This window comes from Allobosea sp. 10N428, from assembly GCF_056394545.1.
The window spans coordinates 13,418-39,050 of record NZ_JBFTIC010000007.1 but is presented as its reverse complement, the minus strand read 5'-3'; the positions used below and the strand labels follow the sequence as shown (position 1 = coordinate 39,050).

Below are 25,633 nucleotides of genomic sequence, written 5' to 3'. Positions count from 1 at the left end.
AGACCATGATGAAGCACGTTGCAAACGCTCTTTCCCTGCTCGTGGCGATCCTGATGCTGGCGCTGCCGGCCAGCGCGCAGCAGGGCAATCTTGGCCCGGCGACGGGCAGGGTCCATATCGAGCAAGTCCAGGTCGCGTTCATCGGCTCTGGCCAGGTGGGTGGCGGCACGCTCAACTTCCGCAAGCGGAATTACGGCATCACTGTCGGAGGCCTCGGCGTCGGCGGCATCGGCGCATCGAAGCTGACGGCGAACGGAACCGTCTATGGGCTGACCCGGCTCGACGACTTCCCGGGCGCTTATCTCCAGCTGCGTGAAGGCTGGGCGCTTGGCGGCCAGGGGCGCGGCACGCTCTGGCTGCGAAACGACAAGGGCGTGACCCTGAAGCTGGCCACCCGCCGCAAGGGGCTGCAGCTTTCGCTGGGCGCGGACGGCGTGCTGATCGGCTTCAAATAACGAGAAAACCCGCGCAGATCAGGGTCCGCGCGGGCTGCCGACTTCCCGGATCGGCCTCGGCACCGAATGCGGGGTGGCCGGGCGTCCTCGCTTCGGCCTCGTCGGCGGCCTTCCTCAGCCCTGAGCTGGTGCCGGCGCCGCGGGAGCGCGCACCAGCGGCACCATCTGGTCGCCCCAGTTGCCGCTGCCGTCATGAAAGCGGGAGGCCCGCACCAGTTCGATCGAAATGCCTGCCTCGACCGCGCGCTGGACGGCCTCATTGAGGCGGTGAACCGCATCCGCAAGGCGGTGGATGGCGCGATCCTCGGTGGAAAGTTCGGCCTTCGGGACGATCTTGAATTCCGGCTGGGACATGACGGCCTCCCTCTGGTTGATGGGGCAGAAGCCGGCGCGGGAGCGCGCCGGCCGATTGGATCAGGCGGCGGCGAACTGGTTCATGGTGTTGGCGTGGCCGCCCGCCTTCAGCGCGCGCTCGCCGGCGACCATTTCCTTGAAGCTGTCGCCGAGATCGGAGCCGACTTCGTGCTGGTGCTTCACCGCCGAGATCCCGCGCCGGATTTCCTCGCGTTGGACGGTGTTGACATAGGCCTTCATCCGGTCCGCCCCGAAATAGCCGCGGGAGAGCTCGTCGACGCTCTTCGCGGTGAGGTGGAAGGTCGGCAGCGTGATCAGGTTGTGGAAGACGCCGGCCTCGGCCGAGATATCGACCTGGAAGCAGGCGAGCCTCTCATCGGCCTCGCGCCCGAGCGCGCTGTCGTCGAAATCGGGGCCCATCAGCGCATTGTTGTCCGGGTAGTCCTCGGCCTTGATGCGACCGTCCTTCAGCCATTCGGCCCGGACCTGCTTGCGCAGGTTCAGCGTCCAGTTGAACGAGGGCGAGTTGTTGTAGGCGAGCTTGGCGCTCGGTGCCGCCTTGCGGATTTCAGCGACCATTGCAGCGATCTCGTTGACGTTGGGCGTGTCGGTCTCGATCCAGAGCAGGTCGGCTCCGCCGTCGTTGATGAAGGCGATGCAGTCCTCGATGACGCGCGCGCGCCCCGAGCCTTCCTGGAACTGGAACAGGCCGTTGGGCAGCCGTGCCGGCTTGACGAGCTTGCCGTCCTTCCAGAGCGCGACGTCGCCGTCGCGTAGCGGCGCCTCGGCCGTCACCGGCTCGGTCTTGAGCCATTTCGTATATTCCGCCGCGAGGTCGCCCGGCTGCTGGCTGACGGGGATCTTCTGGGTGAGGCCGGCGCCGAGGCTGTCGGTGCGGGCGACGACAACGCCGTCGGTCACGCCGAGCTCCTCGAAGGCGAGGCGGCAGGCGCGCAGCTTCTCGATGAAGTCCTCGCGCGGCACCGTGACCTTGCCGTCCTGATGGCCGCACTGCTTGGCGTCGGAGACCTGGTTCTCGATCTGCAGGCATGAGGCCCCGGCCCTGATCAGCTCCTTCGCGAGCAGATAGGTCGCATGCTCGTTGCCGAAGCCGGCATCGATATCGGCGATGATCGGCACGACATGGGTCTCGAACGTGTCGATGGCCGCGATCGCCTCGGCCTCGGCCTTGGCGTCGCCCGCCTCCCGCGCCGTCTTCAGCGCACGGAACAGGTCGTTCAGCGCGACCTCGTCGGCCTGGCGCAGCGAGACATAGATCTCCTCGATCAGGTCGGCGACCGCCGTCTTCTCATGCATGGACTGATCCGGCAGGTGGCCGAAGCGGTTGCGCAGGCCGGCAATCATCCAGCCGGAGAGATAGACATACGCGCCCTTGGCCGTGCCCCGCAGCCGCTTGACCGACTTGATCATCTGCTGGGCGTGGAATCCCGACCAGCAGCCAAGCGACTGCGTGAATTGCGATGGGTCGGCGTCGTAGATCGCCATGTCGCGGCGAACCACGCTCGCCATGGCGCGGGCGATGTCGAGATGCGTGTCGAAGCTGTTCTGCTGCCGCAACTGCACGATATCATCCACCGCGACGCCGCCGGGGCCGAAGCCGGAGGGATAGCGGGCCAGAAGCTCGGCCCTCAGTTCCGAATAGGTTTTGCGGGGAGCCGCCTGCGCCTTGGCGGCGGTGTTCGTCCCGCGATGTCCGGCGACTGGGTCGAAACCGATCACATCCATTGCGAAAGCCCTCTCGTTTGATAAGAATGACTCACACAATATTCGCTATTGCTGCAGCGCAAAATGATTGAAAATGTGAAATAATGCGAACGGCATAGGACCTGTTTGCGAATTTTGCGAATGGAACTTGCCTATGAAGAAGGTCTTTGCGGGCGTCCGCCTCAAGCGCCTGCGCGAAGAGCGCGGCTTGACCCAGCTCGCGCTCGCCCAGGCGCTCGAGGTGTCGCCGAGCTATCTCAACCAGATCGAGAAGAATCTGCGCCCGCTGACCGTCCAGGTGCTGCTGAAGATCAACGCGGTCTTCGGCGTCGACGTCCAGCTCTTCTCGGAAGGGGATGAGGCGCGGATGGTCGCCGACCTGCGCGAGGTCTTCGCCGATCCGGCCAATGGCGATTCCGTGAGTGTCAGCGAGATTCGCGAGGTGGTGGAGAACATGCCCGCGCTCGGCCGGGCGGTCGTCGCCCTGCATCGGCGCTACCGCAACGCGCTGGAGCGGGCCGATGCGATGGCGGGGGAACTCGGGCTCGGCAGCGGCGGCGAGGCGACCTTCCGGGCGCTGATGCCGCATGAGCAGGTGCGGGACTTCTTCTACGCGCACCACAATCATTTTTCCGAACTCGACGAAGCGGCGGAGCGCATCTTCGATACGGCGGATTTGAAGGTCGGGCAGGTAGCGGAGGGGTTAGCCCGCCGCCTCGATCGCCGGCATGGCGTCCGTATCCAACTCTCCAACGACATGGCGGGGCAGGCCCAGCGGCGCTATGATCCGAAGGAGCGCCGACTTCACCTTTCGGCTCTCCTCGATCCCGGACAGCGCGCCTTCCAGATAGCCACGCAGATCGGCTTCCTGGAAATGGAGGAGGCGATAGGGCGGCTGGCCGAGGAGGCTGCGGCCGGGGCGGCGGAGGTGCACGCGCTCGCCCGCATTGGCCTCGTCAATCATTTCGCCGCGGCGCTGCTCATGCCCTATCGCACCTTCCTCGATGCAGCGGAGGCCGAGCGCTATGATATCGACCGCCTCGCCCGGCGTTTTGGTGTCGGCTTCGAATCCGTCTGCCACCGCCTGTCGTCGCTGCAGCGGCCGGGGGCGCCCGGCGTGCCGTTCTTTTTTGTCCGGGTCGACCGGGCCGGCAATATCTCCAAGCGGCAATCCGCGACCGATTTCCACTTCTCGCGGGTGGGCGGAACTTGTCCGCTCTGGAACGTCTACGAAGCCTTCGCGCAGCCCGGGCGCATTCTGACGCAGACCGCGCAGATGCCGGACGGGCGGACCTATCTCTGGATCGCCCGCACCGTGAACGATGCGGTTGGCGGCTATGGCGACATCGGCAAGACCTTCTCGATCGGGCTTGGCTGCGATATCCGCCATGCGAGCCGCCTCGTCTATTCGAAGGGGCTCGATCTGGGCGACCCGAGCGCGGCGACGCCGATCGGCGCCGGCTGCAAGGTCTGCGAACGCTCGAACTGCCCGCAGCGGGCTTTCCCGCCGATCGGCAAGCCGCTCGCCATCGACGAGCGCATGCACGGCTTCGTGCCGTACAATGCCGTGTAAAGCCCATCATACTGGACGCTGTGGTATGCCTTCCCGGCCGAAGGCGGCGATGATCGAAAGCGCGAATGAAGGGCATAGCGACCTATTGACACCGGAACGGCGTTGACCACTAGATCTGGTGGTCGATGGTCTCTCGAATCGCAAGATCGAGAGCTAAGAGGGAACCCGGTGAGACACCGGCGCTGCCCCCGCAACTGTAAGCGGCGAGTTCGCGTCCACGATTGAGTCACTGAGACCGCAAGGTCTTGGGAAGACGGGACGAGAGCGCTGACCCGCGAGCCAGGAGACCTGCCGCGACACCATGAACGTCCACGGGCGGGGTGTCCCGGTGGTGCGCTGGCAGGTCACGATCCTCGAGGTCGTGCGCCCTTTCCAAGCGTCCGCTCTGGCCTTTGCCCCCAACATTTGGGGTTGATGCCGATGTCTCTTTCTCTCGAAGCCGAACGGCCTGCCGCCGTTTCCCTTGCCGTGAATCCTTCGGAGAGGAAGGCACCCGGCAGTGAACCCGGATATCAAGTCATCCGGCGCAACGGCGCGGTGACGCCGTTCGACCCTTCGAAAATCTCGGTCGCGCTGACCAAGGCGTTTCTGGCGGTCGAGGGATCGAACGCCGCCGCTTCGCGTCGTATCCACGAAGCCGTCGCGGAAATGACCGAGCAGGTCGTTGCAGGACTGACCCGCCGCGCCGCCACCGGCCGCACCTTCCATATCGAGGACGTGCAGGATCAGGTCGAGCTCGCGCTGATGCGCGGCGAGCACCACAAGGTCGCTCGCGCGTATGTCCTTTATCGCGAGGAGCGTGCCAGGGAGCGGGCAAGGGCGGTTGCCGAGACGCAGCCTGTCGCCTCCGCGGCGCCCTTGCTGCACATGAAGCTCGCCGACGGGACGCTCGTCCCGCTCGACGCTGCCCGCTTGGAGAAGGTCGTGCGCGAGGCCTGCGCGGGTCTCGACGGCGTCTCGGCCGAGCCAATCCTGACGGAAGCGCGCCGCAACCTCTATGACGGCATCTCGCTCGACGAACTCGCGCTGGCACCGATCCTGGCCGCGCGCACCTTGATCGAGAGCGAGCCGAACTACGCCAAGGTCTCGGCCCGCCTCCTGCTCGACAAGCTCCGCCGCGAGGCGCTGAGCTTCGTCCGCGGCAGTGCCGAGCAGGCGACGCAGGAAGAGATGGCCGCCGGGTACGGCGAGTACTTCACCGCTTATCTCAAGACCGGCATCGAGAACGAGCTGATCGATCCTGAGCTCGGCCGTTTTGACATTTCCCGCATCGCGGCTGCGCTGAAGCCCGAGCGCGATCTCCAGTTCGACTATCTCGGCTTCCAGACGCTCTACGACCGCTATTTCCTGCATGTCCGGGGCAACCGCTTCGAGCTGCCGCAGGCCTTCTTCATGCGCGTCGCCATGGGCCTCGCCATCCGCGAGATCGATCGCGAGGCGCGGTCGATCGAGTTCTACGATCTGCTCTCATCCTTCGATTTCATGGCATCGACGCCGACGCTGTTCAACTCGGGCACGCTGCGTCCGCAGCTCTCCTCCTGCTTCCTGACCACGGTCGCCGACGATCTCGACGGTATCTTCAAGGCAGTGAAGGACAACGCCCTGCTCGCCAAATATTCCGGCGGGCTCGGCAATGACTGGACGCCGGTGCGGGGCTTGGGCGCCCATATCAAGGGCACCAATGGCGAGAGCCAGGGCGTGGTGCCGTTCCTGAAGGTCGCCAACGACACCGCCATCGCCGTCAACCAGGGCGGCAAGCGCAAGGGCGCGGTCTGCGCCTATCTCGAGACCTGGCATGTCGACATCGAGGAGTTCCTCGATCTCCGGAAGAACACCGGCGACGATCGCCGCCGGACCCACGACATGAACACGGCGAACTGGATTCCCGACCTGTTCATGCAGCGGGTCGAGGCCGGCGGTGACTGGACGCTGTTCTCGCCGGATGAGGTGCCTGACCTGCACGATCTCTATGGCAAGCCGTTCAAGGCGGCTTACGAGGCCTATGAGGCGAAGGCTGCCAGCGGCGAGATCAAGGTCTTCAAGCAGATCAAGGCTGTCGATCTCTGGCGGCGCATGCTGACCATGCTGTTCGAGACCGGCCATCCCTGGATCACCTTCAAGGACGCCTGCAACCTGCGCTCGCCGCAACAGCATGCCGGGGTGGTGCATTCCTCGAACCTCTGCACCGAGATCACGCTCAACACCTCGGCCGACGAGGTCGCGGTCTGTAATCTCGGCTCGGTCAACCTCGCCGCGCATGTCACGGCGGAGGGGCTCGACCGGCCGCGGCTGGCTCGGACGGTGACAACCGCGATGCGGATGCTCGACAACGTGGTCGACATCAATTTCTACACAATCCCCGAGGCGCGCCGCTCCAACCTGCGCCATCGGCCGGTCGGGCTGGGCCTCATGGGCTTCCAGGATGCGCTGCAGACACTGCGCTTAGCTGCAGCGTCCGAGGATGCCGTCGCTTTCGCTGACTCTTCGATGGAGGCGATCAGCTTCCATGCGATCTCGGCCTCGGTCGATCTCGCCGCCGAGCGCGGCCGCTACCCGAGCTTCGAGGGTTCGCTCTGGTCGAAGGGCATCCTGCCGATCGACTCGCTGGATATCCTCTCAGAGGCCCGCGACGGCGATGTCGAGCTGGATCGCTCCGCGACCCTCGATTGGGAGGGCCTGCGCGAGCGGGTGAAGACCACCGGCATGCGCAACTCGAACACGATGGCGATCGCGCCGACCGCGACGATTTCCAACATCGTCGGTGTCTCGCAGTCGATCGAGCCGTCCTATAGCCAGCTTTACGTCAAGGCGAACATGTCGGGCGACTTCACCGTGGTGAATGCCGGGCTCGTCCACGACCTGAAGGCGAGGGGGCTCTGGGACGAGGTCATGGTCTCCGACCTGAAATATTACGACGGCAAGGTCAGCCAGATCGATCGCGTCCCGGCCGATCTCAAGGCGCTCTATGCGACCTCGTTCGAGATCGATACGAGCTGGCTGATCAAGGCGGCGGCGCGCCGGCAGAAATGGATTGATCAGGGGCAGTCGCTGAACCTCTACATGGCCCAGCCCTCCGGCCGGAAGCTCGACGAGGCCTATCGTCTGGCGTGGCGGCTCGGTCTGAAGACGACCTATTACCTGCGGGCGCTGTCGGCGACCCATGTCGAGAAATCGACCCTGAAGGGTACCGACGGCAAGCTCAACGCCGTCTCTGCCACCATGCCGGTTGCCGCGAAGGCGGCCCAGCCGATCCTCGTCGATATCCCGCTTGAGAACGGCATGGCCGTGCCCAACGCTTGCTCGATCGACGATCCGACCTGCGAAGCCTGCCAGTAACGGCCGCCTTCATCGCAATCCGCGTCATTCTCGGGCGAAGCGAAGCGCAGACCCGAGAATCTCTGTCCGAACGAGGCGCCGGAGCCTCCGTGTCATGAGATGCTCGGGTCAAGCCCGAGCATGACGCCCCGCACTCCATTGAACGGAACATCCCATGCTCGACTGGTCCGACACCAAGCCGGCGACCCCGGCCGACCCCGCCATCCTGACCAACCCATCGCCCGCGCCCGATGCCACCGGCCTCGGCGAGATCGACCGCAATGGCGGGCGCGTCACGGTCGACGAGAAGCGCATGATCAATGCGCGCGCCGACGTGAACCAGCTCCTGCCGCTCAAGTACAAATGGGCCTGGGAGAAGTACCTCTCCGGCTGCAACAACCACTGGATGCCGACCGAAGTCTCGATGCAGGCCGACATCGCGCTGTGGAAGTCGAAGGATGGCCTCAGCGAGGACGAGCGGCGCATGCTCAAGCGCAATCTCGGCTTCTTCGCGGCATCCGAGAGCCTCGTCGCCAACAACATCGTGCTGGCGATCTACCGCCACCTCACCAACCCGGAATGCCGGCAGTATCTGCTGCGCCAAGCCTTTGAGGAGGCGATCCACACCCACACCTTCCAGTACATCGTCGAGAGCCTGGGCCTCGACGAGGGTGAATTATTCAACATGTACCGCGAGGTGCCCTCGATCACCGACAAGGCGGCCTGGGTGCTGAAGCACACGCAGAGCATCGAGAACCCGGAGTTCTGCACCGGCACGCCGGAGAACGACCAGGCCCTGCTGCGCGACCTGATCACCTTCTACGTGATCTTCGAGGGGATGTGGTTCTACACCGGCTTCGCGCAGATCCTCTCGCTCGGCCGGCGCAACAAGATGGTGGGGATCGCCGAGCAGTACCAGTACATCCTGCGCGACGAGTCGATCCACCTGAACTTCGGCATCGACGTGATCAACCAGACCAAGATCGAGAACCCGCATCTCTGGACCAAGGCCTTCCAGGACGAGGTGCGCGGCATGCTCCGGGAAGCCGCCGAGCTCGAGGCCGCCTATGGCCGGGACACGATGCCGAGGGGCTTCCTCGGACTGAATGCAGCCCTGTGCGAGCAGTACATGCACTTCATCGCCAACCGCCGCTGCGCCCAGCTCGGGCTGACGCCCGTCTTCGCCGAGACCGAAAACCCGTTCCCCTGGATGAGCGAGGCGATGGACCTCAAGAAGGAGAAGAACTTCTTCGAGACCCGCGTGATCGAGTACCAGAACGGCGGCGCGCTGAGCTGGGAATGAGGATGACCGGCGAGGCGGCCTGATATGGCGGCGCCGACGAGCCGGCCATCGAGCGCATCATCGCGGAACACGGGCTCGGAAGCGAACCAGCGGCGGAACCGAGCGGGCTCGCATCGGCGGCGCGCCGAGCTTCCCGATGCCCCGGGGCTCGCCTGAGCGGATCAATGCGCTCCTGGTCAACTGCGAGCGGAGAAGCCGACGCAAGTTCCTGTCGGCCTGCGACCGCAAAGCCATTTGATCTCGGCCGCGTCGGTGATATCGAGGCATCGGAGGTCGATGCCTTGAGCCATCGCAGCGGATCTGATGTCAGGAGCTGGGTCGCGATTTTCGCGGCCTATCTGCTCGTGATCCAGGCCCTGTTCGCGGGCTTCGCCGCCGGTACATACGCCAACGCGCTCTCGTTGGACCGCACGCTCGCGTTGACGCACTGCGCGCCGGGCGGCGATGTGCAGACGGGAAGCGACCATGACAAATCGCAGAACCACGCCGGCATGAGCTGCTGCACGGCCGGCTGCCCAATGCTCGCTGGAGCCGATCCGGCCCAGCCGGAATTCCAGCTGCTGCTGCACCGGCCGGTCGATCAGGTCGCCTTTGCTCGCCGGCTCGACCGGCCCGTCGGATTCCTGTCCGACCATTCTCCCGCGAATCCGCGCGCGCCTCCGGCTATCGTCTGAGCCGCCGTCCGGCGCTCTGAGCGTCCGCGACGGCTGACTTCAGCCTGCCGCCGGCCGTTGTGACGCGCTTCATAGCCCGATCCGACGCCGGCACGGCGCGGATCCGGTGCCATGCCATCCCATACCCCGGCTCGCCTCGCGGGCTGCTTCGCGACAGGCGCGCTCGCAGCCGCCATCGCGCTCATCGATGATGTCCTGGGCGGACGCGAGCGGCCACTTGCCGCCGCCGGGCTGCCGCATGGCGCATCGCTTCCGCACTGTCGTTCCCCGCTTTTCCCAATCCGGCGGGCTGCCAGCCTGTCGCAAACCGGCCGACGAAACGGCCTCAATCAGCAAGGGCAAGCATCATGAAATATCTTCTCGCAGTGGCCGGCCTCATCGCTGCCGGTCCGGCTTTCGCGCATATCACGCCTGAAGGCCCCTCAGCCGCCCTCGGCTCGACCTACAAGGCGGTGCTCCGCGTACCGCATGGCTGCAAGGGCGCGGCGACGACCAAGGTCCGCGTCCAGATCCCGGAAGGCGTCATCGCCGTGAAGCCGATGCCGAAGCCGGGCTGGACCCTCGAGACCGTCAAGGGCAAGTACGACAAGTCCTACGACTACTACGGCACGCCGACTTCCGAGGGTGTGAAGGAAGTGGTCTGGAGCGGCGGCAAGCTGCTCGACGAGCATTACGACGAGTTCGTCCTGCGCGGCTATCTGACCAAGGATCTGAAGGCCGATACGACGCTCTATATGCCGGTCGTGCAGGAATGCGAGGGCGGCGCCGTCGAGCGCTGGATCGAGATTCCGGCCGCCGGGAAGGTAGCGGACGATTACAAGTTCCCGGCGCCGGGCGTGAAGCTCACCCCCGCGAAGTGACCGCTTGGCGGCGGGGCGCATCCTGCGCTCCGCCGCGAGGATTCGCCATGTCAGTCCGATTCCGCCTCTATTTGCTGTTGCTTCTCCTTGCTCTGGTTGGCGCCGGGGCGCCCGGTCTCGCCTGGGCGCATGCGGCGCTGAACCGTGCCGTTCCGGCCGATGGCAGCGTGCTCATGGCTCCTCCGGGGCAGATTGATCTCGTTTTCAGCGAGCCGGTCTCGCCGCTTGCGCTGAGGCTGTTCGGGCCGGATGGCGCAGCCCGCATACTCGATCGCTTCGCGCTGAAGGACGGCACGGTCGTGATCACTGCTCCGGCCGGACTGGTGAGCGGCACCTACGCGCTGAGCTGGCGCGTCGTCTCGGAGGACGGCCACCCCGTCGGCGGCACGTTGGTGTTTTCGATCGGTGCGCCCAGCAGCACGGCGCCCGAGACCGGCGAGCAGTTCGATACGAGCGTGCGAATGCTCGTCTGGCTGAGCCGGCTGGGTCTCTATCTCGGATTGTTCCTCGGCTGCGGCGCCGCTGCGAGTGGGGCATGGGTCGGCCCGCTCCCCGGCCCGGCGAGGCGCTTCGCCACCGTCATGACCGTGCTCGGCCTGATCTGCGTGCCCGCCGCTTTGAGCGCGCAGGGCCTCGACGCGATGGGGGCTTCGCTCGTTGCCTTCTTCCAACCGGCGATCTGGAAAGCCGCGGCGTCGACCAGCTATCTCTGGACCGCCGTCGGCGCGGCCATGGCCCTGGCCATCGCCTTCGTCGGAATCCAGCTGCGTGGAACGGCGGCGGGCGTAGCCGGGCTTCTCAGCGCATTGCTGGCCGGGGTTGCCCTCGCGAGCAGCGGCCATGCCAGCGCCGCCCATCCACAATGGCTGATGCGTCCTGCCGTGTTCCTGCACGCGAGCGCGATCGCCCTCTGGACAGGCGCGTTGCTGCCGCTGTCTCTGGCCCTGCGGATCAAGGCAGGTCGTGGCGCACTGCGGCGATTTTCCTCCGGAATTGCGATCGTCGTCGCCGCGCTTCTGCTCAGTGGATTCGTTCTGGCCGTCGTGCAGGTCGAAACGCCTGCGGCGCTGCTCTGGACGGCTTATGGCCGCGTCCTGCTCGCCAAGCTTGCCCTTGTCGCCGTGGCCTTCACGCTGGCCGGATTCAATCGCTGGCGCCTGACGCGGCGGACCGAGGCCGGCGACCTCATCGCCGCACGCGTCATGAGGCGTGTCATCGCTGCCGAGCTTGCTGTGCTGGTCGCGGTCCTGGGCACCGCTGCGCTCTGGCGCTTCACGCCGCCGCCGCGCTCCATTCTGGCGGCGCAGACGCAGCCAGCCTTGGTCCATATCCACACCATGCAGGCGATGGCGGACGTCACCGTCTCGCCCGGCCGGGTGGGACGGGTCTCGGTCGATGTTGTGCTGATGAACGGCGAGTTCGGTCCGCTGCCCGCCAAGGAGCTCAGCCTCGGCTTCAGCAACCCCGCGGCCGGGATCGAGCCGATCGAGCGGCGCGCGCGTCTTGGGGAGGACGGCATCTGGCGGGTGGATGAGCTGAACCTGCCGGTGCCTGGCCGCTGGGAGGTCGAGCTCGAAATCCTGATCTCCGACTTCGAGATGCGCCGGATCAAGGACGCCGTCCTGATCCGGCCATGAGTTTCAAACCGCGGACGACAGGAGCATTCCATGAACAAGCGCATTCACTATGTGGCTCTGAGGGCGATGTGACGAGGTGCTCTACCGGAACGGGGGCGAGTATTGCAGTCCGCCTTCCATCCAGAGGGCGTTGGGCCCCCGCTGGAGCTTCATGGGCGAGCTCATGCCGAGATTGCGCTCGAAGCTCTCGCCGTAATTGCCGACCGCGGTGATGATCCGAACGGTCCAGTCGGCGGTCACGCCGAGACCTTCGCCATATTTCCCGTCCTTGCCGAGAAAGCGGCGGATCTCGGGATTGGCTGAAGTCTCCGCCAGCTCCCTGACATTCGCCTTGGTCACGCCGAGCTCCTCCGCATTGATCAGGGCGAACAGGGTCCAGCGTACGAGATTGAACCAGGTATCGTCGCCGCTGCGGACCCAAGGACCCAGCGGTTCCTTCGAGATGATCTCCGGCAGCACGACATGTTCGCTTGGGTCGCGGAACTTGAGCAGATTCGCAGAGAGCGCAGAGACGTCCGTGGTGTAGGCATCGCACCGTCCGGACTCGTAAGCCTTGAGAGCATCCTCCGCCGTGCCGAAGGCTGCGACCTCGTATTTCATCTTGGTGCGGCGGAAATAGTCGGCGAGGTTCAGCTCGCTCGTCGTGCCCTGGGCGACGCAGATCGATGCTCCGTCGAGCTTGCTCGCACTGGCGACCCCGAGCTTCTTCGGCACCATGAAGCCTTGCCCGTCATAGTAGTTCACGCCGGTGAAGGTGACGCCCTGGCCCGTGTTGCGCGCCAGCGTCCAGGTGGTCGTGCGCGGCAGAACGTCGACCTCTCCCGCCTGCAAGGCGATCAATCGGTCCTTGGAAGTCAGCGGTACGAAGGAGGCTTTCTCCGTATCGTTGAAGATTGCGACGGCGAGTGCGCGACAGATGTCGATGTCGAAGCCCTGCCAGCGGCCATTGGCGTCCTGGGTCGAGAAGCCGGCGACGCCTGTGCTGGTGCCGCATATGATTTTGCCGCGATCTCGAATCGTCTTGAGCGTATCCGCGGCAGCCGGCTGCGTGGCGAGACACGCCGCCACGAGGGCTGCGCCGAGCCCGGTGAAAACCATCTTCATCGTACTTCCCCTTCTTTTTGTGTTCCAGACGCCGTCTTCGGGCAAAGTTCTCCCGATCACGGCGCGAGCCTCGCGCCGTGTCTTCGTCGTCCCCGGCTTGGCTTTGCTTCTTGTCAGGCAGCCTTGTTCGCGGGGGCCTGTCCGAGGACCGAAAGCAGTCGGCTCAGGTCGGCCCACAGCTCCTCCGGATCTTCGAGGCCGATGCTGATGCGCAGCAGCGGACCTTTGGCTGTCCAGTTCGTCGCGGTCCGATCCTGCACGACCGCCTGCGGCGCGACGAGGCTGCGCGTGCCGCCCCAGGAGGCTCCGATCGCGAAGATGCGCAATGCGCTCAACGCCGCGCTCATGGCGTCGTCGTCGACAGGCTTCAGCACGAGGCTGAAGAGCCCCGAGGACCGCCCCATATCGCGCTTCCAGATCGCGTGACCCGGGCAAGACGGCAGGGCCGGATGCAGCACGCGCTCGACCATGGCATGATGGACGAGCCGGCGCGCGAAATCCTCCGAGACCTTGCCCATGTGAGCAACGCGCAGGCCCATGGTCTCGATGCCGCGCAAGGCGAGCTGGCATTCGTCCGGCGAGACGCCGACGCCGAAGCCGCGCAGGATCTCCTTCATCTTCTGGCGCAGCGCCATGTCCTTGACGGTGATGGAGCCGAGCAGCAGGTCGGAATGGCCGCCGACATATTTGGTGAGCGCCTCGCAGGCGAAATCGGCGCCATGCTCCAGCGGCTTGAAGATCAGCGGCGTCGCCCAGGTGTTGTCGCAGCCGACGAGCGCGCCCTTCGCCTTGGCGGCAGCCACGATGGCGGGCACGTCCTGCACCTCCATCGTATTGGAGCCGGGCGACTCGACCCAGACCAGCTTGACGGTCTCGTCGATGAGATCGGCGATGCCGGCGCCGATCAGCGGATCATAGACGCCATAGGCGATGCCGCGCTGCGCCAGATATTCGGCGCAGAAACTGCGGACCGGCGGATAGACATGGTCGGGGATCAGGACCTTGTCGCCGGGCATCAGCACGGACAGCATCACGAGAGTGACGGCCGCCTGCCCTGAGGGCACCAGCACGGTGCGGACACCATCGTGCAGGACCGTCAATTGCGCTTCGAGCGTGCGGGTCGTCGGCGTGCCGTGCAGGCCATAGGTATAGCCGTCGAAGCCGCGATACTTGCGGGCCATGAAGCTTGCTCCGTCCGGATAGACGATGGTCGAGGCGCGATGCGTCGGCACGGCGAGCGAGGCATAGCCCTCCTCGTCGACGGCCGGGTGATGAACGCAAAGTGTCAGGTCGTGCATGGTCGTTTTCCCTTGTCGGGCTGATACTCAAAGCTTTGGAAATTGGCGGCAATCGACCGGAGGGTATCGAGCGATGCCGGGATGTTATGAATTCGGAGGGTCGGCCCGCAGCGCACGCGTGGCGACGTCGTACATTCAGCTGCTCGCGACGGCGGGATGGCGTCATTGACGCCGTGGCGGACCGTCCGGCCGATACAATCTCGACATCCGGCGCTGGAAGGCCGTCCTGATGCCGGCCGCAGGCCCATCGACGCGGCGGGTAGCATCAGCTTGCCGCCGGATTGAACCTTTCGGCCGTGCGCGGGGTGCTAGCGCCGCATATCCTGAAACAGGGCAAGAAATCGATCCTGTGCAGGCAGCATGTCCATTCTCGCCAACTCGCGATCACGCGGTTGCCGGCCTGCGAGGCCTTCTGCATTCTGCGGAAAGAACTGGACCGCCGGGGTGCCGATGATCCCGTAACGGGCGGCAAGCCGCTTTTCGGTCAGCCTGGTCCCGTCGAAATCCGTCACCTCGCGCGAACCCAGGATGTTGAGGTGCAGGATGGCGAAATGGTCGCGGATATAGGTCTCGATCGCGGGGTCGGCCATGTAGACCTCATGCATTCGCCGGCAGGCGGGGCAATTGCGCAACCCCCACAGGATCGCAAAGCGCTTGCCGTCTCGCGTTGCCGCTCCGAGATCGTCCGCGAGATCCAGAAAGCTCTCAAGATACCAGTCGAACGCGTAGAGGCCGTCCTCGCCGAGCCGCGCCTTGCCGAAGACCGGCCGCAGGTTCGACGCGGCGAGGGCCGCGCCCAAGGCCGGGGCGAGCAGGTCTCTTCTGGTGATCATGGGCAGCCTCCCGCGGCAGGCTTGGAAGTCGCTGGTATAAACATATGAATATGACTATGTTGTCGATATGATTGCAAGCTGGTGGCATGGGGGGAAGATCGCTGCGGCAGCCTTTGTGCTGTCGGCCCAATCCCTCGCATCGGCAGGTGCTGCGGAACTTGTCATGTACCGGCGCAACGGCTGCCCGTTTTGCGTCCGCTTCGAGCGCGAGGTCGCGCCGGTCTACGCCAAGACGCGCGAAGGCGCGCTCGCCCCGTTGAGGCGCATCGATCTTTCGGCAGGAGGAGTGCGAGATGCCGGCCTGCGGGAGCCGGTCATCGCGACGCCAACCTTTGTGCTGGTCGACGATGGCCGTGAAGTCGGCCGCATCACCGGCTATCTGAACGACGATATGTTTTGGGGTTTGCTCGGGCAGCTCTTAGCTGGCATGGACAAGCGCGATGGCAAACCGAAGCCTTGAGATGGGGGCAGAATGACCGCGATCGTCTCGAAAGCGCTCGAAACCGAGCTGCGCGACGGCGCCGAATTCTCGCCGGAGCTCGATCAGCTCATGCGCAAGGCGCGCAAGGCGAGCGATTTCCTGAAAGCGCTCTCGCATGAGAATCGGCTGCTGCTGCTGTGCCTGCTGGCCGAGCGCGAAAGGACGGTGACGGAGCTTGAGAACCTGCTCTCGCTTCGTCAGCCGATGGTTTCTCAGCAATTGGCGCGGCTCCGGCTGGATCAGCTCGTCACGACGCGGCGCGACGGCAAGGCGATGTATTACAGCCTCGCCAATGACGATGTCCGCCGCGTGATCTCGGTCATCTACGATATCTTCTGCGGCACCGGCGCAAGCGAGACGACCAAGCTGTGAGCCCGTTTCCGGCGGACCGGCTGCTCGGACCATGACGGAGTTCTCCGCCTGGGGCGCAGCGCTGGCGGGCGTCGCAACTGGAGCGGTCTGCGGCTTCACGGTCCGGCGCGCGCGGCTGTGTTCCTTCGGCGCGGTCGAGGATGCCTGGATCGGCGGGGATACGCGCCGGCTGCGCATCTTCGGGCTGGCCCTCGCGGTCGCGCTCGCAGGAACGCAGTCTCTGGTCGCTCTCGGCCTGCTCGACCCCTCCAGCTCGACCTATGTCCAGCCCGCCTTGCCATGGCTGTCGATCATGGTCGGCAGCACGCTGTTCGGGCTCGGCATGGCGTTGGTCGGAACCTGCAGCTTCGGCTCTTTGGTACGGCTCGGCGCCGGCGATCTGCGCAGCCTGATCGTCATGATGGTGTTCGGCTCGGTGGCCTATGCCACGTTGCGCGGAATGCTGGCGCCCGTTCGTATCGATGTCCTCGAAAAGGTCGCCTGGCCGCTGCCGGGCCAGATCAAAGGCAATCTCGACAGCGTGCTGGACTATTTCGGGTTTCCGCACTCCCGGCTGCTTTTGACGCTGCTCGGAGCCGCCCTGCTCGGAACGCTGGTCTGGATCGATCCGCGGCTGCGGCGGTCGCCTCGCCTGCTCATCGCCGGGGCGACGCTGGGGTTGGCGGTTGTGGCGGGCTGGTGGGTGACGGGCGTTGCGGTCGACGCTTTCGAGCATGTTCCGCGCGCCCAGAGCCTGACCTTCGTTTCGCCCGTCGGCCGCGCCCTTTACGCGGTTCTGACGGCGCCGGCGGCGCTGCTCGAATTCGGTATCGGAACGCTGGCCGGCGTCGTGCTCGGTTCCTTCCTTTCCGCGCTCTATGACAGGGAGTTTCGTTGGGAAGCGTTCGATGACGATCGCGAAATGCGCCGCCATCTGCTGGGTGCCGTGCTGATGGGCGGCGGCGGCGTGCTGGCAGGGGGATGCACGATCGGGCAGGGGATTTCGGCCGGTTCGATGATGGCGCTTTCTTGGCCGCTCGCGATCGCGGGCATGATGATCGGGGCAAGGATCGGCATCGCCTTTCTGATGGAAGGCTCGCTCAGAGGGCTTCTGCAGAGACGCTGACACCGGCTTCGCTTCCGCAATAGAGCCGGTGAAGCGTTTCGAGAACGGCCGCCGCCTCCGCGCTCGCCAGGGAAAACATCACAGAAATCCCGCGGCGGCGCGCGGCGATCAGGCCGAGCCGCCGCAATTGAGCGAGGTGAGACGCGACGCCGGCCGAACTCAGGCCCGTGACGCCCGCCAATTCCGCGGCTGCAGCCTCGCCCTCGACGAGCCGGCACAGGATGGCCAGCCGCCGCGGATTCGCCATGGCCCCGAGCAGGGCGGCAGCTTTCTCGATTGGCGGCGCCGTCAGGCCGGCTCCGGAGGCGATCGTGATTGACATATTCTAATTTCGATATATATCGACTATTGCATATCAAATAGACCCGGAGCCTGACATGGTCAGTATCGGTTCTCGCGATCGCATGCTGCGCTTCATTTTCGGCGCGGTGCTCGTCGCAGCCGCCTTCGTACCGCCGCTGGCCGGTTGGGCCGCGCCGCTCGGAGCCTGGAAATACGCGCTCACCGCGTGGGGTGCGGTGATGCTCCTGACGGCGACCATCCGGCATTGCCCCGTGTATGGTCTGCTTGGCATCAGCACTTGCGGCGTGGGGCGTTCGTCATGATCGCGACCAGCTTTGCGCCGTTCGCCCCGCTTGCCGGCGGGGCGCTGATCGGCCTGGCGGCCGTCGCGCTGATGCTGTTCCAGGGACGCATCGCTGGTATCAGCGGTATCGTCTCGCGTCTGTTGCCGCCGGAGCGCGACGGGCAGACCTCCGGTCGCGTCGCGATGGTCCTGGGGCTAGTGCTGGCGCCTCTCGCCTATGCGGCGCTTGTCGGGGTCTGGCCGGTGCCTCAGGTGAGCGTGGCGATGCCGGTGCTCGCGGCCGCGGGGCTGTTGGTCGGCTTCGGTTCGGTCTGGGGCAATGGCTGCACCTCCGGACACGGCATCTGCGGGCTCTCGCGGCTCTCGCTGCGCTCGCTCATCGCAGTAGCGACCTTCATGACGACGGCGATCGCGACCGTCTTCGTCGTCCGGCACCTGTTGTGAGCCGACCATGTCGATTCTGATCCAATTCCTCGTAGGGCTCGTCTTCGGTCTCGGCCTGATCCTGGCCGGCATGGCGGATCCGGCCAAGGTCCTGGCCTTCCTCGATCTCGGCGCCATACCGCGCGGAACGTGGGATCCGAGCCTGATCTTCGTGATGGCCGGAGGCATCGGCGTGACCCTGGTCGGTTATCGTCTCGTGCTGGGCCGGGGCCGCCCGCTGCTTGCGAAGCGCTTTGCATTGCCAGCAGCGAACCGGCCTGACAGGCGGCTCGTCACCGGGGCGGCGCTGTTCGGCATCGGCTGGGGGCTCGCCGGCTTCTGCCCGGGCCCGGCTCTTGTCGCCACCCTGACCGGCGGCCTGCCCGCTCTCGTCTTCATCGTGGCGATGCTGGCCGGGATGGCTCTCGCGCGGCGGCTCGCCGCAAGCCCGGCAACATCGCCGACCGCGCCGGCTCACCGCAGCTGAGGATCGATCCCATGCAAGGCATTCCCCATCCCGTCGACCTCGCGACCAGGCCCGAGGTCACCGCCTTCTTCGACAGGGCGACCAACACAGTCAGCTACGTCGTGAAAAACCCGGCCTCGACCGCCTGCGCGGTGATCGATTCCGTCATGGATATCGACTATGCCGCCGGCCGCATCTCCTATGAGTCCGCCGACGCGATCATCGCCTTCATCCGCGAGCGCGGGCTTCTCCTCGAATGGCTGATCGAGACCCATGTGCATGCCGATCATCTCTCGGCCGCGCCCTATATCCAGGGCAAGCTCGGCGGCAGGATCGGGATCGGCGAACGGATCACCGTCGTTCAGGAAACCTTCGGAAAGATCTTCAACGAAGGCACCGAATTCCAGCGCGACGGCAGCCAGTTCGACCGGCTCTTCGCCGATGGCGACACCTATGGCATCGGGGGATTGACCGCCTTCGCCATGCATACGCCCGGACATACGCCGGCTTGCATAACACATGTCATCGGCGACGCCGCGTTTGTCGGCGACACCATGTTCATGCCGGATGGCGGGTCCGCGCGCGCCGATTTTCCGGGCGGGGATGCGCGCACGCTCTACCGCTCGATCAAGCGGGTCCTGGCGCTGCCGCAGCAGACGCGGCTGTTCATGTGCCATGATTACGGTCCCAATGGCCGTGAAATCCGCTGGGAAACCACGGTCGCCGAGCAGCGCGAGCACAACGTCCATGTGCGCGACGGCATTGGCGAGGATGAGTTCGTGGAGAAGCGCGAGGCGCGCGACCGCACGCTCGACATGCCGAAGCTGATCATCCCGTCTCTGCAGGTGAACATAAAGGCCGGCGAGCTGCCGAAGGCCGACGACAGCGGCAAGCGCTTCCTCAAGGTGCCGCTCAACGTGCTCTGAACCGCCCGCGATCCACTCCGGGGGCCGGTTCACGGGCTCCGACCTTGCCCAGAGAGAGAGAGAGAGAGCGCGGATGGCGCCGGACTCGGGAGGACGACCATGCAGATCGAATGCATCGACGACACCCTGTTGGGATCGGGACGGATCGGGCGGGCGGACGCCGCAAAGGCGGAGCTCGCGGCATGATCGCGGCGCTCGATATCGCTTCGGTCGGATCCGGCTCGCTGGTCGGCTTCGTTCTCGGCCTCATCGGTGGCGGCGGTTCCATCCTGGCCGTGCCCCTGCTGGTCTATGTCGTCGGCGTGGGCTCCCCGCATATCGCGATCGGCACCAGTTCGGTCGCGGTGGCGCTCAGTGCATTTTCCAACCTCGTCGGGCACGCGCGGGTCGGCAATGTGCGCTGGCCCTGCGCGCTTGTCTTTTCCGCCGCCGGCATCGCCGGAGCCGCTGCCGGCTCGGCCATCGGCAAGCGCTTCGACGGGCAGAAGCTGCTTTTGCTGTTCGGGCTGCTGATGATCGTGATCGCGGTCATGATGCTTGTTCGCAAGAAGGGCGATGGCGTCGCGTTCCAATCGCTCGGCCGGGCGACGGCCAGGACGCTGCTGCCGAGGTTGCTCGGCATGGGCGGGCTGGTCGGCGGCCTGTCGGGGTTCTTCGGAATCGGAGGCGGCTTCCTGATCGTGCCGGGTCTGATGGGTGCGGCGCGGATGCCGATGATCATGGCAATCGGCTCTTCGCTCGTCGCGGTCACCGCCTTCGGGATCACAACGGCAGTGTCCTATGCGCTGTCAGGCCTGGTCGATTGGCGCATTGCCGCCCTCTTCGTCGCCGGCGGGATTGCCGGCGGCATCGGAGGGACGCTGCTCGCGCATCGGCTCGCAGCCGGCAAAACGCTGCTCACGCGTGTCTTCGCTGGCATTGTCGCGCTGGTGGGCTTCTACGTCGTGTGGCGCGGCTATGGCGCGGTGTTCGGCGGGGTTGGTACCTGATCGCCGCTCAGCTCACGGCGAACCGATAGGCCGCGCCGTGCTTTTCGACACGGCCTGCCGCTCCGGGAAGATGATAGCCGATCGCGATCGTCCGGTCCGCGCTCAGCCTGTCGAGCAGGGATCGACGCGTGGCGACCGCCACATCGGCGTCTTGGTCGGATACGGGCCGCCATTCGGGATAGGCGAAGGAAATTCGCGGATGGGTGAACGCATCGCCCAGAACCATGACGGGCTGGCCTCCCGCCTCGAAGGCGAAGGAGACGTGTCCGGGCGTGTGACCGGCCGTCTCGACTGCCGCGATTCCGGGCAGCCATTCGCCCCCGGCCTGCAGACGCTCCAGCTTGTCGCCAAGCCCTCTGGCGATGCGCTGCGCCCCTGCGGCGAAGGCGTGCCGGTCGGCCGGCAATTGTTCGTAGACCTTCGGCGCCGTCCAGAAATCGATCTCCCGGGCGGCGGCGAGCCAGCGCGCATTCGGGAAGAGGGGGCTATCGAACTCGTCGAGCGCGCCCCAGAAGTGATCCGGATGCAGATGGGTGAAGAGCACATGCGTCACGGCTTCCGGCTCGATGCCGGCAGCGCGCAGGCTCTCCTGCAATTGCCCCGAGCCGGGCAGAAAATGTGCGCCGGCTCCGCAATCGAACAGGATGAGGTCGGCGCCGCGCCGCAGGCAGGTGATGTTCAGCACCGTCCGATAGGGATCGGCCGGTCCGGTCTCGGCCGCGATCGCGTCGGTCGGCACCTCGCGCGCCAGCATCGCGAGCGGCATTTCGAAGCCCCCATCGCTCAGGATGGTGAGCTGCTCCGCCTCGGGCCCGAGCCTGGTCACGACTTGGGCGGCGGCCGGAGCGGCGAGGCTCGCGGCTCCGGCGGCGAGCAGCAGGCGGCGTGTCAGCATGGCCCGGCCTATTTGTTGACCGGCGATTCGGGGTCGAACAGATAGGCCATCACATCCTTGATCTGGGCCTCGCTGAGGACCTTGTTCACGCCGAAGCGCGGCATGTTGGAGCAGGGCACCACCGCCATCGAGTTGTAGATTTTGGTGTAGGCGTCCTTGATGGTCTCGGCATCGTATTTGCGGTCCTTGCCATAGGCGGTGAGGCTCGGGCCCAATGTGCCGTAGCTCACTTCCTTGGGATCGAGCTGGTGGCAGGCGAAGCAGTTGCCGCCGGCGACCGTGCCGGGCGGATCGGAAAACTGGCCGCCGCGGCCGTTATTGGCGACGGCGTAGCCCTTCTTCCAATCGCCGAGGAACTTGCCGTCGGCCGGGTAGGTCACGCGCGTGGCCTCACGCTTCAGGATCTCGTCGGACTGCGCCGACGACGGATTGTTCCGCGTCGTGTTGCAGATCGCGAGGGTTTCGTCGGGCTTGATCCGGGCCTGCCATTCCGGCGAGGCCTTGCCGAAGGTCGAGTGCAGATAGGCGTCGATGACCGCCTGGCCCGGGCGCTCCTGCGCAGCCGCCTGCCCGGCGAGGAGAACGCCGGCGGCGAGCGCGATGGCGAGTTTCAGCATCGTCTTGTCCTCAGCGCTTGATCGAGGGAACGTTGAGCTCGCCGCCTTCCGCCCGGGTCTCCAGGAAGACGGTCAGGGCGGTCAGTGCCTCCGAGCCGTAGGCCGGCTCGGGCCAGCGCTGCTGGCGGTAGCAGTCCCAGAGCCGATGCTGCATGGTGCGCAGCGCGCTCTGCGAGACGCGATAGGTCGGCCAGGAGGCCATGGTTTCCTGCGCGGTCTTTCCCTTGACCGAGAGATTCGGCAGGCCCTGAAGGCGGATGCGCTTGCCTTCCTCGGCATGGCAGGTGGCGCAGGAGAAGTCGTTGACGCCGCCGCGGGTGTAGAACAGGGCCTCGCCGACGGCGGCCGCCTCCTTCTCCTTCGGGTGCGAGAGCGGTGGCTCGATCTTCATGCCGTTCGACTTGTTGGCGATGAAGGCGACGAGATCTTCCAGGTCGGAGGCCTTGCCTGGACCGGAGAAGCGGCGGGCGACGACGTCCTTGGTGTCGAGCCCCTGGACCTTCTCCATGCACCAGACCAGGCGCTGCTCCAGATCCATGACCTTGTCCGCATCGGCGAAATGGCGTGGCAGCTTCGCATAGGCGCCTTCGAGCTTGCCGGCGCCTTCGCCGAGGTCGCAGCCTTCGAGCGAAACGTTCTTCGTTCCTCTCGCCTCGCTCCACAGCGCCTCGCCGCGATCGACTGCCAGGAAGCCGGGATTCGAGAACGGGTCCGACAGCATCTGGCGATAGCGTTCGATCTCTTTCTCGCTGTCGTCCTGTGGTGACTGCGCCGACACGAGGCCGGCAGCAAATGTCAGGGCAGCCGCGAATGCGGTTGCCGCGATCACCGGAATCTTCATCCCTAGCCCTTTCGTTTCCTCATCGCCCGCTTATGCTGCGGGTGCCTTCAGCCCTTCGAGGGGCTTTACATTCAAAAAAATCGATATAACGATACGTGCAAATGATGTGCGGCGTTTCGCCGCCCCGTCAAGCATTAAAATGAGACCAGTTCCAGGGAGGAACGCGAATGAAGAAGGGCCTTTCAGGGCTGTCGCGCCGCGACTCGATCAAGGCCGCGGCCATGGCTTTCGCCGCTGCGGCGATCGCGCCGCGCCTGGCTTTCGCCGACGAGAAAGCGGTCGCTGCCGAGATCAAGAAGCTCTACGGCGACAAGAAGATGGCGCCGGGCAAGATCAAGCTCGACGTCCCGGAAATCGCTGAGAACGGCCTCGTCGTACCGGTCAATGTCGAGGTCGAAAGCCCGATGACGGATGCCGATCACGTCAAGGCGGTCCACGTCTTCGCCGACGGCAATCCGCAGCCCGGCGTGGTCAGCTACCAGTTCACGCCGGCCTGCGGAAAGGCTTCCGCCGCGACCCGCATGCGCCTCGCCCAGACGCAGGATGTGATCTGCATCGCCGAAATGTCGAACGGCGACCTCTACTCCGCCAAGGCGAATGTGAAGGTCACGATCGGCGGCTGCGGCGGCTGATAAGCCGACCCGGCGAAACGACGAAAAAAGGCGAGGAAACCATGAGCACGAAACCGACGCCCCGCGTCCGCGTCCCGGCCAAGGCTGCGCCCGGCGAGATGATCGAGATCAAGACGCTGATCTCGCATGAAATGGAATCCGGGCAGCGCAAGGACGCCAAGGGCGAGACGATCCCGCGCAAGATCATCAACAAGTTCACGGCGAGCTTCAACGGCAAGCCGGTCTTCGTTGCGGACTGGAACCCGGCGATCTCCGCCAATCCCTACCAGTCCTTCTTCTTCAAGGCCGCCGAGTCCGGCGAGTTCACCTTCGTCTGGAAGGATGACGACGGCTCCGATTACACGGCCAAGAGCAAGCTGACGGTCGGCTGACGCCGGTCCCCGCCGGCGCGCTCCGAGGGCGCCTACGGATCCGCTTCGACCATCGATCATCTCCCGGGGCGCGACATGCGCGTCTCCGAAGGACGACCCATGATCTCAAGACGCGAATTTCTTCAGGCGACGGCCGCGGCGGCGGCGATCACCGCCGCCTCGGGGCTCGGTCCCCTCGGACGTGCCGCCGCGCAGCAGAAGCTCTCGCAGGCCGACATCCTGCGCTTCGATCCGCTGGGCACGGTCACCATCCTCTACCTGGCCGATATCCATGCCCAGCTCGTGCCGCTGCACTTCCGCGAGCCCTCGGTCAATCTCGGCGTCGGCGAGGTCAAGGGCCTGCCGCCGCATCTGACCGACGCCGCCTTCCGCGATTACTTCAAGATCGCCGCGGGAACGCCCGACGCCTTCGCTCTCACCTCTGACGATTTCGTCCAGCTTGCGCGCAACTACGGCCGCATGGGCGGCCTCGATCGTATCGCGACGCTGGTCAAGGCGGTACGGGCCGAGCGTGGCGACGGCAACGTGCTGCTGCTGGATGGCGGCGATACCTGGCAGGGCAGCTGGAGCGCGCTGCAAACCAGGGGCCAGGACATGGTCGACGCCATGACGGCGCTGAAGGTCGATGCGATGACCTCGCATTGGGAGTTCACGCTTGGTGCAGACCGGGTCAAGGAGATCGTCGAAACCGCGCCTTTCGCCTTCCTCGCGCAGAATATCCGCGACAAGGAATGGAACGAGCCGGTCTTCCCGCCGCGCAAGATCTTCGAGAAGGGCGGCGCCAGGATCGCCGTCATCGGCCAGGCTCTGCCGCGCACCGCCATCGCCAATCCGCGCTGGATGTTCCCGGACTGGGAGTTCGGTATCCGCGAGGAGGAACTGCAGAAGCAGGTGGACGAGGCCCGCGCCGAGCGTGCCCATGTCGTGGTGCTGCTCTCGCATGACGGCTTCGACGTCGACCGCAAGCTCGCTTCGCGGGTCAAAGGTATCGACGTCATCCTGACGGCTCACACCCATGACGCGATGCCGGGATTGATCCGCGTCGGCGACACCGTGCTCGTCGCGACCGGCTCGCATGGCAAGTTCCTGTCGCGTCTCGATCTTTCGGTGAAGGACGGCAAGCTCGCCGATCTCCGTTTCAAGCTGTTGCCGGTTTTCGCCGACGCGATCGCGCCCGACCCTGAAATGGCTGCCTTGGTGACGAAGCTGCGCGAGCCCTTTGCCGCCGATCTCGCCAGGGAGATCGGCCGGACGGACGCGCTGCTGTATCGTCGCGGCAATTTCAACGGCACCTTCGACGACCTGATCTGCGATGCGATGATGCAGCAGCGCGACGCCGAGATCACGCTCTCGCCGGGCTTCCGCTGGGGCGGCTCGCTGCTGCCGGGCGAGGCGATCACCTGGGAAGCGATCACCAACGCCACCGCCATCACCTATCCGAACTGCTACCGGATGGAGATGACCGGCCAGCAGCTCAAGGATGTGCTGGAGGACGTCGCCGACAACATCTTCCACCCCGACCCTTATTTCCAGGGCGGTGGCGACATGGTCCGAGTCGGCGGCATGGGCTACGCGATCGACATCGCCAAGCCGATGGGCAGCCGCATCTCCGAGCTCACCCACCTGAAATCCGGCCAGCAGATCGAGGCCGGCAAGCACTATGTCGTCTCGGGCTGGGCGAGCGTCAACGAAGGTACGCAAGGCCCGCCGATCTGGGACGTGGTGCGCGATCATGTGGCCGCGACCAAGACGATCGCGCCGAAACCCAACAATGCCGTGAAGGTCAGCGGCGCATGAG

Annotated in this window: 27 protein-coding genes and 1 riboswitch; of the genes, 18 read left to right on the top strand and 9 right to left on the bottom strand. The window is 65.6% G+C overall.

Features of this window, described 5'->3' with window-relative positions:
- Nucleotides 1-8: 8 nt before the first annotated feature.
- Entirely contained in the window at nt 9-455 is a 447-nt protein-coding gene (locus tag AC1DDA_RS20290) for a hypothetical protein (RefSeq protein ID WP_476797128.1), read from the top strand.
- Between the two features lie 114 nt (nt 456-569).
- Here the strand turns inward: AC1DDA_RS20290 and AC1DDA_RS20285 are convergent, their stop codons facing one another.
- Complete coding sequence (locus AC1DDA_RS20285) at nt 570-809, bottom strand: hypothetical protein (RefSeq protein ID WP_441509896.1); 240 nt, start codon at nt 807-809, stop codon at nt 570-572.
- Nucleotides 810-869: 60 nt separating this feature from the next.
- Nucleotides 870-2,555: an isocitrate lyase gene (locus AC1DDA_RS20280; protein WP_476797127.1), complete on the bottom strand. Its 1,686-nt coding sequence runs from the start codon at nt 2,553-2,555 to the stop codon at nt 870-872.
- Nucleotides 2,556-2,688: 133 nt separating this feature from the next.
- Here AC1DDA_RS20280 and AC1DDA_RS20275 point away from each other — a divergent pair, with 133 nt between their 5' ends.
- From AC1DDA_RS20275 to AC1DDA_RS20250, 6 genes are all read left to right on the top strand, one after another.
- Entirely contained in the window at nt 2,689-4,107 is a 1,419-nt protein-coding gene (locus AC1DDA_RS20275; RefSeq protein ID WP_476797126.1) for a short-chain fatty acyl-CoA regulator family protein, read from the top strand.
- 108 nt (nt 4,108-4,215) lie between these two features.
- Nucleotides 4,216-4,417, top strand: a riboswitch (cobalamin riboswitch).
- 110 nt (nt 4,418-4,527) lie between these two features.
- Nucleotides 4,528-7,443 carry a ribonucleoside-diphosphate reductase subunit alpha gene (locus tag AC1DDA_RS20270; protein ID WP_476797125.1) on the top strand — a complete coding sequence of 972 codons (2,916 nt, stop codon included), beginning with the start codon at nt 4,528-4,530 and terminating at the stop codon, nt 7,441-7,443.
- Between the two features lie 154 nt (nt 7,444-7,597).
- Complete coding sequence (locus AC1DDA_RS20265) at nt 7,598-8,725, top strand: ribonucleotide-diphosphate reductase subunit beta (protein WP_476797124.1); 1,128 nt, start codon at nt 7,598-7,600, stop codon at nt 8,723-8,725.
- Nucleotides 8,726-9,006: 281 nt separating this feature from the next.
- A complete protein-coding gene (locus AC1DDA_RS20260; protein ID WP_441509891.1) occupies nt 9,007-9,399 on the top strand; it encodes a hypothetical protein in 393 nt (130 codons plus the stop codon).
- Nucleotides 9,400-9,743: 344 nt separating this feature from the next.
- Nucleotides 9,744-10,259 (top strand): YcnI family copper-binding membrane protein, encoded by a 516-nt coding sequence (locus AC1DDA_RS20255; RefSeq protein WP_476797261.1) that lies wholly within the window; start codon nt 9,744-9,746, stop codon nt 10,257-10,259.
- 47 nt (nt 10,260-10,306) lie between these two features.
- A complete protein-coding gene (locus tag AC1DDA_RS20250) occupies nt 10,307-11,896 on the top strand; it encodes a copper resistance CopC/CopD family protein (protein ID WP_476797123.1) in 1,590 nt (529 codons plus the stop codon).
- 81 nt (nt 11,897-11,977) lie between these two features.
- Here AC1DDA_RS20250 and AC1DDA_RS20245 read toward each other — a convergent pair whose 3' ends face one another.
- From AC1DDA_RS20245 to AC1DDA_RS20235, 3 genes are all read right to left on the bottom strand, one after another.
- The gene (locus tag AC1DDA_RS20245; protein WP_476780053.1) at nt 11,978-13,000 is read right to left on the bottom strand and encodes an amino acid ABC transporter substrate-binding protein; all 1,023 of its coding nucleotides are present in this window, start codon (nt 12,998-13,000) and stop codon (nt 11,978-11,980) included.
- A 113-nt stretch (nt 13,001-13,113) separates the two neighbouring features.
- Nucleotides 13,114-14,298 (bottom strand): trans-sulfuration enzyme family protein, encoded by a 1,185-nt coding sequence (locus tag AC1DDA_RS20240; protein WP_476797122.1) that lies wholly within the window; start codon nt 14,296-14,298, stop codon nt 13,114-13,116.
- Between the two features lie 308 nt (nt 14,299-14,606).
- Complete coding sequence (locus tag AC1DDA_RS20235; protein WP_476797121.1) at nt 14,607-15,131, bottom strand: thioredoxin family protein; 525 nt, start codon at nt 15,129-15,131, stop codon at nt 14,607-14,609.
- Between the two features lie 67 nt (nt 15,132-15,198).
- Between AC1DDA_RS20235 and AC1DDA_RS20230 the strand changes: the two genes are divergently transcribed.
- Genes AC1DDA_RS20230 through AC1DDA_RS20220 form a run of 3 tightly spaced genes read left to right on the top strand, consistent with a single transcriptional unit; the run spans nt 15,199 to nt 17,089 of the window.
- The gene (locus AC1DDA_RS20230) at nt 15,199-15,591 is read left to right on the top strand and encodes a thioredoxin fold domain-containing protein (RefSeq protein ID WP_441509887.1); all 393 of its coding nucleotides are present in this window, start codon (nt 15,199-15,201) and stop codon (nt 15,589-15,591) included.
- A 12-nt stretch (nt 15,592-15,603) separates the two neighbouring features.
- Nucleotides 15,604-15,984, top strand: coding sequence for an ArsR/SmtB family transcription factor (locus tag AC1DDA_RS20225; RefSeq protein WP_476797120.1), 381 nt, complete (start codon nt 15,604-15,606; stop codon nt 15,982-15,984).
- A 31-nt stretch (nt 15,985-16,015) separates the two neighbouring features.
- Nucleotides 16,016-17,089: a YeeE/YedE family protein gene (locus AC1DDA_RS20220; RefSeq protein ID WP_476797119.1), complete on the top strand. Its 1,074-nt coding sequence runs from the start codon at nt 16,016-16,018 to the stop codon at nt 17,087-17,089.
- Here AC1DDA_RS20220 and AC1DDA_RS20215 read toward each other — a convergent pair.
- Nucleotides 17,064-17,411, bottom strand: a complete 348-nt coding sequence (locus AC1DDA_RS20215; RefSeq protein ID WP_476797118.1) for an ArsR/SmtB family transcription factor — start codon at nt 17,409-17,411, stop codon at nt 17,064-17,066. The genes AC1DDA_RS20220 and AC1DDA_RS20215 overlap by 26 nt on opposite strands.
- A 55-nt stretch (nt 17,412-17,466) precedes the next feature.
- Here AC1DDA_RS20215 and AC1DDA_RS20210 point away from each other — a divergent pair, with 55 nt between their 5' ends.
- From AC1DDA_RS20210 to AC1DDA_RS20190, 5 genes are all read left to right on the top strand, one after another.
- Nucleotides 17,467-17,694, top strand: a complete 228-nt coding sequence (locus AC1DDA_RS20210; RefSeq protein ID WP_476797117.1) for a YgaP family membrane protein — start codon at nt 17,467-17,469, stop codon at nt 17,692-17,694.
- Nucleotides 17,691-18,119, top strand: coding sequence for a YeeE/YedE family protein (locus AC1DDA_RS20205; RefSeq protein ID WP_476797116.1), 429 nt, complete (start codon nt 17,691-17,693; stop codon nt 18,117-18,119). The genes AC1DDA_RS20210 and AC1DDA_RS20205 overlap by 4 nt, the downstream gene beginning before the upstream one ends.
- Nucleotides 18,120-18,126: 7 nt before the next feature.
- A complete protein-coding gene (locus tag AC1DDA_RS20200) occupies nt 18,127-18,585 on the top strand; it encodes a DUF6691 family protein (protein ID WP_476797115.1) in 459 nt (152 codons plus the stop codon).
- An 11-nt stretch (nt 18,586-18,596) separates the two neighbouring features.
- Nucleotides 18,597-19,490, top strand: coding sequence for an MBL fold metallo-hydrolase (locus tag AC1DDA_RS20195; RefSeq protein WP_476797114.1), 894 nt, complete (start codon nt 18,597-18,599; stop codon nt 19,488-19,490).
- A gap of 182 nt (nt 19,491-19,672) precedes the next feature.
- Nucleotides 19,673-20,479 carry a sulfite exporter TauE/SafE family protein gene (locus tag AC1DDA_RS20190; protein WP_476797113.1) on the top strand — a complete coding sequence of 269 codons (807 nt, stop codon included), beginning with the start codon at nt 19,673-19,675 and terminating at the stop codon, nt 20,477-20,479.
- Nucleotides 20,480-20,486: 7 nt separating this feature from the next.
- On the opposite strand, the gene AC1DDA_RS20185 is transcribed toward AC1DDA_RS20190, so the two are convergent.
- From AC1DDA_RS20185 to soxA, 3 genes are read right to left on the bottom strand one after another with little or no spacing between them, the layout of a single operon-like run.
- Complete coding sequence (locus tag AC1DDA_RS20185) at nt 20,487-21,374, bottom strand: MBL fold metallo-hydrolase (RefSeq protein ID WP_476797112.1); 888 nt, start codon at nt 21,372-21,374, stop codon at nt 20,487-20,489.
- 8 nt (nt 21,375-21,382) lie between these two features.
- Nucleotides 21,383-21,991 (bottom strand): sulfur oxidation c-type cytochrome SoxX, encoded by a 609-nt coding sequence (soxX, locus tag AC1DDA_RS20180; RefSeq protein ID WP_476797111.1) that lies wholly within the window; start codon nt 21,989-21,991, stop codon nt 21,383-21,385.
- Between the two features lie 10 nt (nt 21,992-22,001).
- Nucleotides 22,002-22,832: a sulfur oxidation c-type cytochrome SoxA gene (soxA, locus tag AC1DDA_RS20175; RefSeq protein ID WP_476797110.1), complete on the bottom strand. Its 831-nt coding sequence runs from the start codon at nt 22,830-22,832 to the stop codon at nt 22,002-22,004.
- A gap of 167 nt (nt 22,833-22,999) precedes the next feature.
- Here soxA and soxY point away from each other — a divergent pair, with 167 nt between their 5' ends.
- From soxY to soxB, 3 genes are all read left to right on the top strand, one after another.
- Nucleotides 23,000-23,464: a thiosulfate oxidation carrier protein SoxY gene (gene soxY, locus AC1DDA_RS20170; RefSeq protein WP_476797109.1), complete on the top strand. Its 465-nt coding sequence runs from the start codon at nt 23,000-23,002 to the stop codon at nt 23,462-23,464.
- A gap of 41 nt (nt 23,465-23,505) precedes the next feature.
- On the top strand, nt 23,506-23,835 hold the full coding sequence (gene soxZ / locus AC1DDA_RS20165; protein WP_441509874.1) for a thiosulfate oxidation carrier complex protein SoxZ: 330 nt from the start codon (nt 23,506-23,508) through the stop codon (nt 23,833-23,835).
- Between the two features lie 99 nt (nt 23,836-23,934).
- Nucleotides 23,935-25,632, top strand: coding sequence for a thiosulfohydrolase SoxB (gene soxB / locus AC1DDA_RS20160; RefSeq protein WP_476797108.1), 1,698 nt, complete (start codon nt 23,935-23,937; stop codon nt 25,630-25,632).
- Nucleotide 25,633: the final 1 nt, after the last annotated feature.

Coding starts and splice junctions, on each gene's coding strand:
- AC1DDA_RS20290 (WP_476797128.1), top strand. CDS start 9: ATGAAGCACGTTGCAAACGCTCTTTCCCTGCTCGTGGCGATCCTGATG.
- AC1DDA_RS20285 (WP_441509896.1), bottom strand. CDS start 809: ATGTCCCAGCCGGAATTCAAGATCGTCCCGAAGGCCGAACTTTCCACC.
- AC1DDA_RS20280 (WP_476797127.1), bottom strand. CDS start 2,555: ATGGATGTGATCGGTTTCGACCCAGTCGCCGGACATCGCGGGACGAAC.
- AC1DDA_RS20275 (WP_476797126.1), top strand. CDS start 2,689: ATGAAGAAGGTCTTTGCGGGCGTCCGCCTCAAGCGCCTGCGCGAAGAG.
- AC1DDA_RS20270 (WP_476797125.1), top strand. CDS start 4,528: ATGTCTCTTTCTCTCGAAGCCGAACGGCCTGCCGCCGTTTCCCTTGCC.
- AC1DDA_RS20265 (WP_476797124.1), top strand. CDS start 7,598: ATGCTCGACTGGTCCGACACCAAGCCGGCGACCCCGGCCGACCCCGCC.
- AC1DDA_RS20250 (WP_476797123.1), top strand. CDS start 10,307: ATGTCAGTCCGATTCCGCCTCTATTTGCTGTTGCTTCTCCTTGCTCTG.
- AC1DDA_RS20245 (WP_476780053.1), bottom strand. CDS start 13,000: ATGAAGATGGTTTTCACCGGGCTCGGCGCAGCCCTCGTGGCGGCGTGT.
- AC1DDA_RS20240 (WP_476797122.1), bottom strand. CDS start 14,298: ATGCACGACCTGACACTTTGCGTTCATCACCCGGCCGTCGACGAGGAG.
- AC1DDA_RS20235 (WP_476797121.1), bottom strand. CDS start 15,131: ATGATCACCAGAAGAGACCTGCTCGCCCCGGCCTTGGGCGCGGCCCTC.
- AC1DDA_RS20230 (WP_441509887.1), top strand. CDS start 15,199: ATGATTGCAAGCTGGTGGCATGGGGGGAAGATCGCTGCGGCAGCCTTT.
- AC1DDA_RS20225 (WP_476797120.1), top strand. CDS start 15,604: ATGACCGCGATCGTCTCGAAAGCGCTCGAAACCGAGCTGCGCGACGGC.
- AC1DDA_RS20220 (WP_476797119.1), top strand. CDS start 16,016: ATGACGGAGTTCTCCGCCTGGGGCGCAGCGCTGGCGGGCGTCGCAACT.
- AC1DDA_RS20215 (WP_476797118.1), bottom strand. CDS start 17,411: ATGTCAATCACGATCGCCTCCGGAGCCGGCCTGACGGCGCCGCCAATC.
- AC1DDA_RS20210 (WP_476797117.1), top strand. CDS start 17,467: ATGGTCAGTATCGGTTCTCGCGATCGCATGCTGCGCTTCATTTTCGGC.
- AC1DDA_RS20205 (WP_476797116.1), top strand. CDS start 17,691: ATGATCGCGACCAGCTTTGCGCCGTTCGCCCCGCTTGCCGGCGGGGCG.
- AC1DDA_RS20200 (WP_476797115.1), top strand. CDS start 18,127: ATGTCGATTCTGATCCAATTCCTCGTAGGGCTCGTCTTCGGTCTCGGC.
- AC1DDA_RS20195 (WP_476797114.1), top strand. CDS start 18,597: ATGCAAGGCATTCCCCATCCCGTCGACCTCGCGACCAGGCCCGAGGTC.
- AC1DDA_RS20190 (WP_476797113.1), top strand. CDS start 19,673: ATGATCGCGGCGCTCGATATCGCTTCGGTCGGATCCGGCTCGCTGGTC.
- AC1DDA_RS20185 (WP_476797112.1), bottom strand. CDS start 21,374: ATGCTGACACGCCGCCTGCTGCTCGCCGCCGGAGCCGCGAGCCTCGCC.
- soxX (WP_476797111.1), bottom strand. CDS start 21,991: ATGCTGAAACTCGCCATCGCGCTCGCCGCCGGCGTTCTCCTCGCCGGG.
- soxA (WP_476797110.1), bottom strand. CDS start 22,832: ATGAAGATTCCGGTGATCGCGGCAACCGCATTCGCGGCTGCCCTGACA.
- soxY (WP_476797109.1), top strand. CDS start 23,000: ATGAAGAAGGGCCTTTCAGGGCTGTCGCGCCGCGACTCGATCAAGGCC.
- soxZ (WP_441509874.1), top strand. CDS start 23,506: ATGAGCACGAAACCGACGCCCCGCGTCCGCGTCCCGGCCAAGGCTGCG.
- soxB (WP_476797108.1), top strand. CDS start 23,935: ATGATCTCAAGACGCGAATTTCTTCAGGCGACGGCCGCGGCGGCGGCG.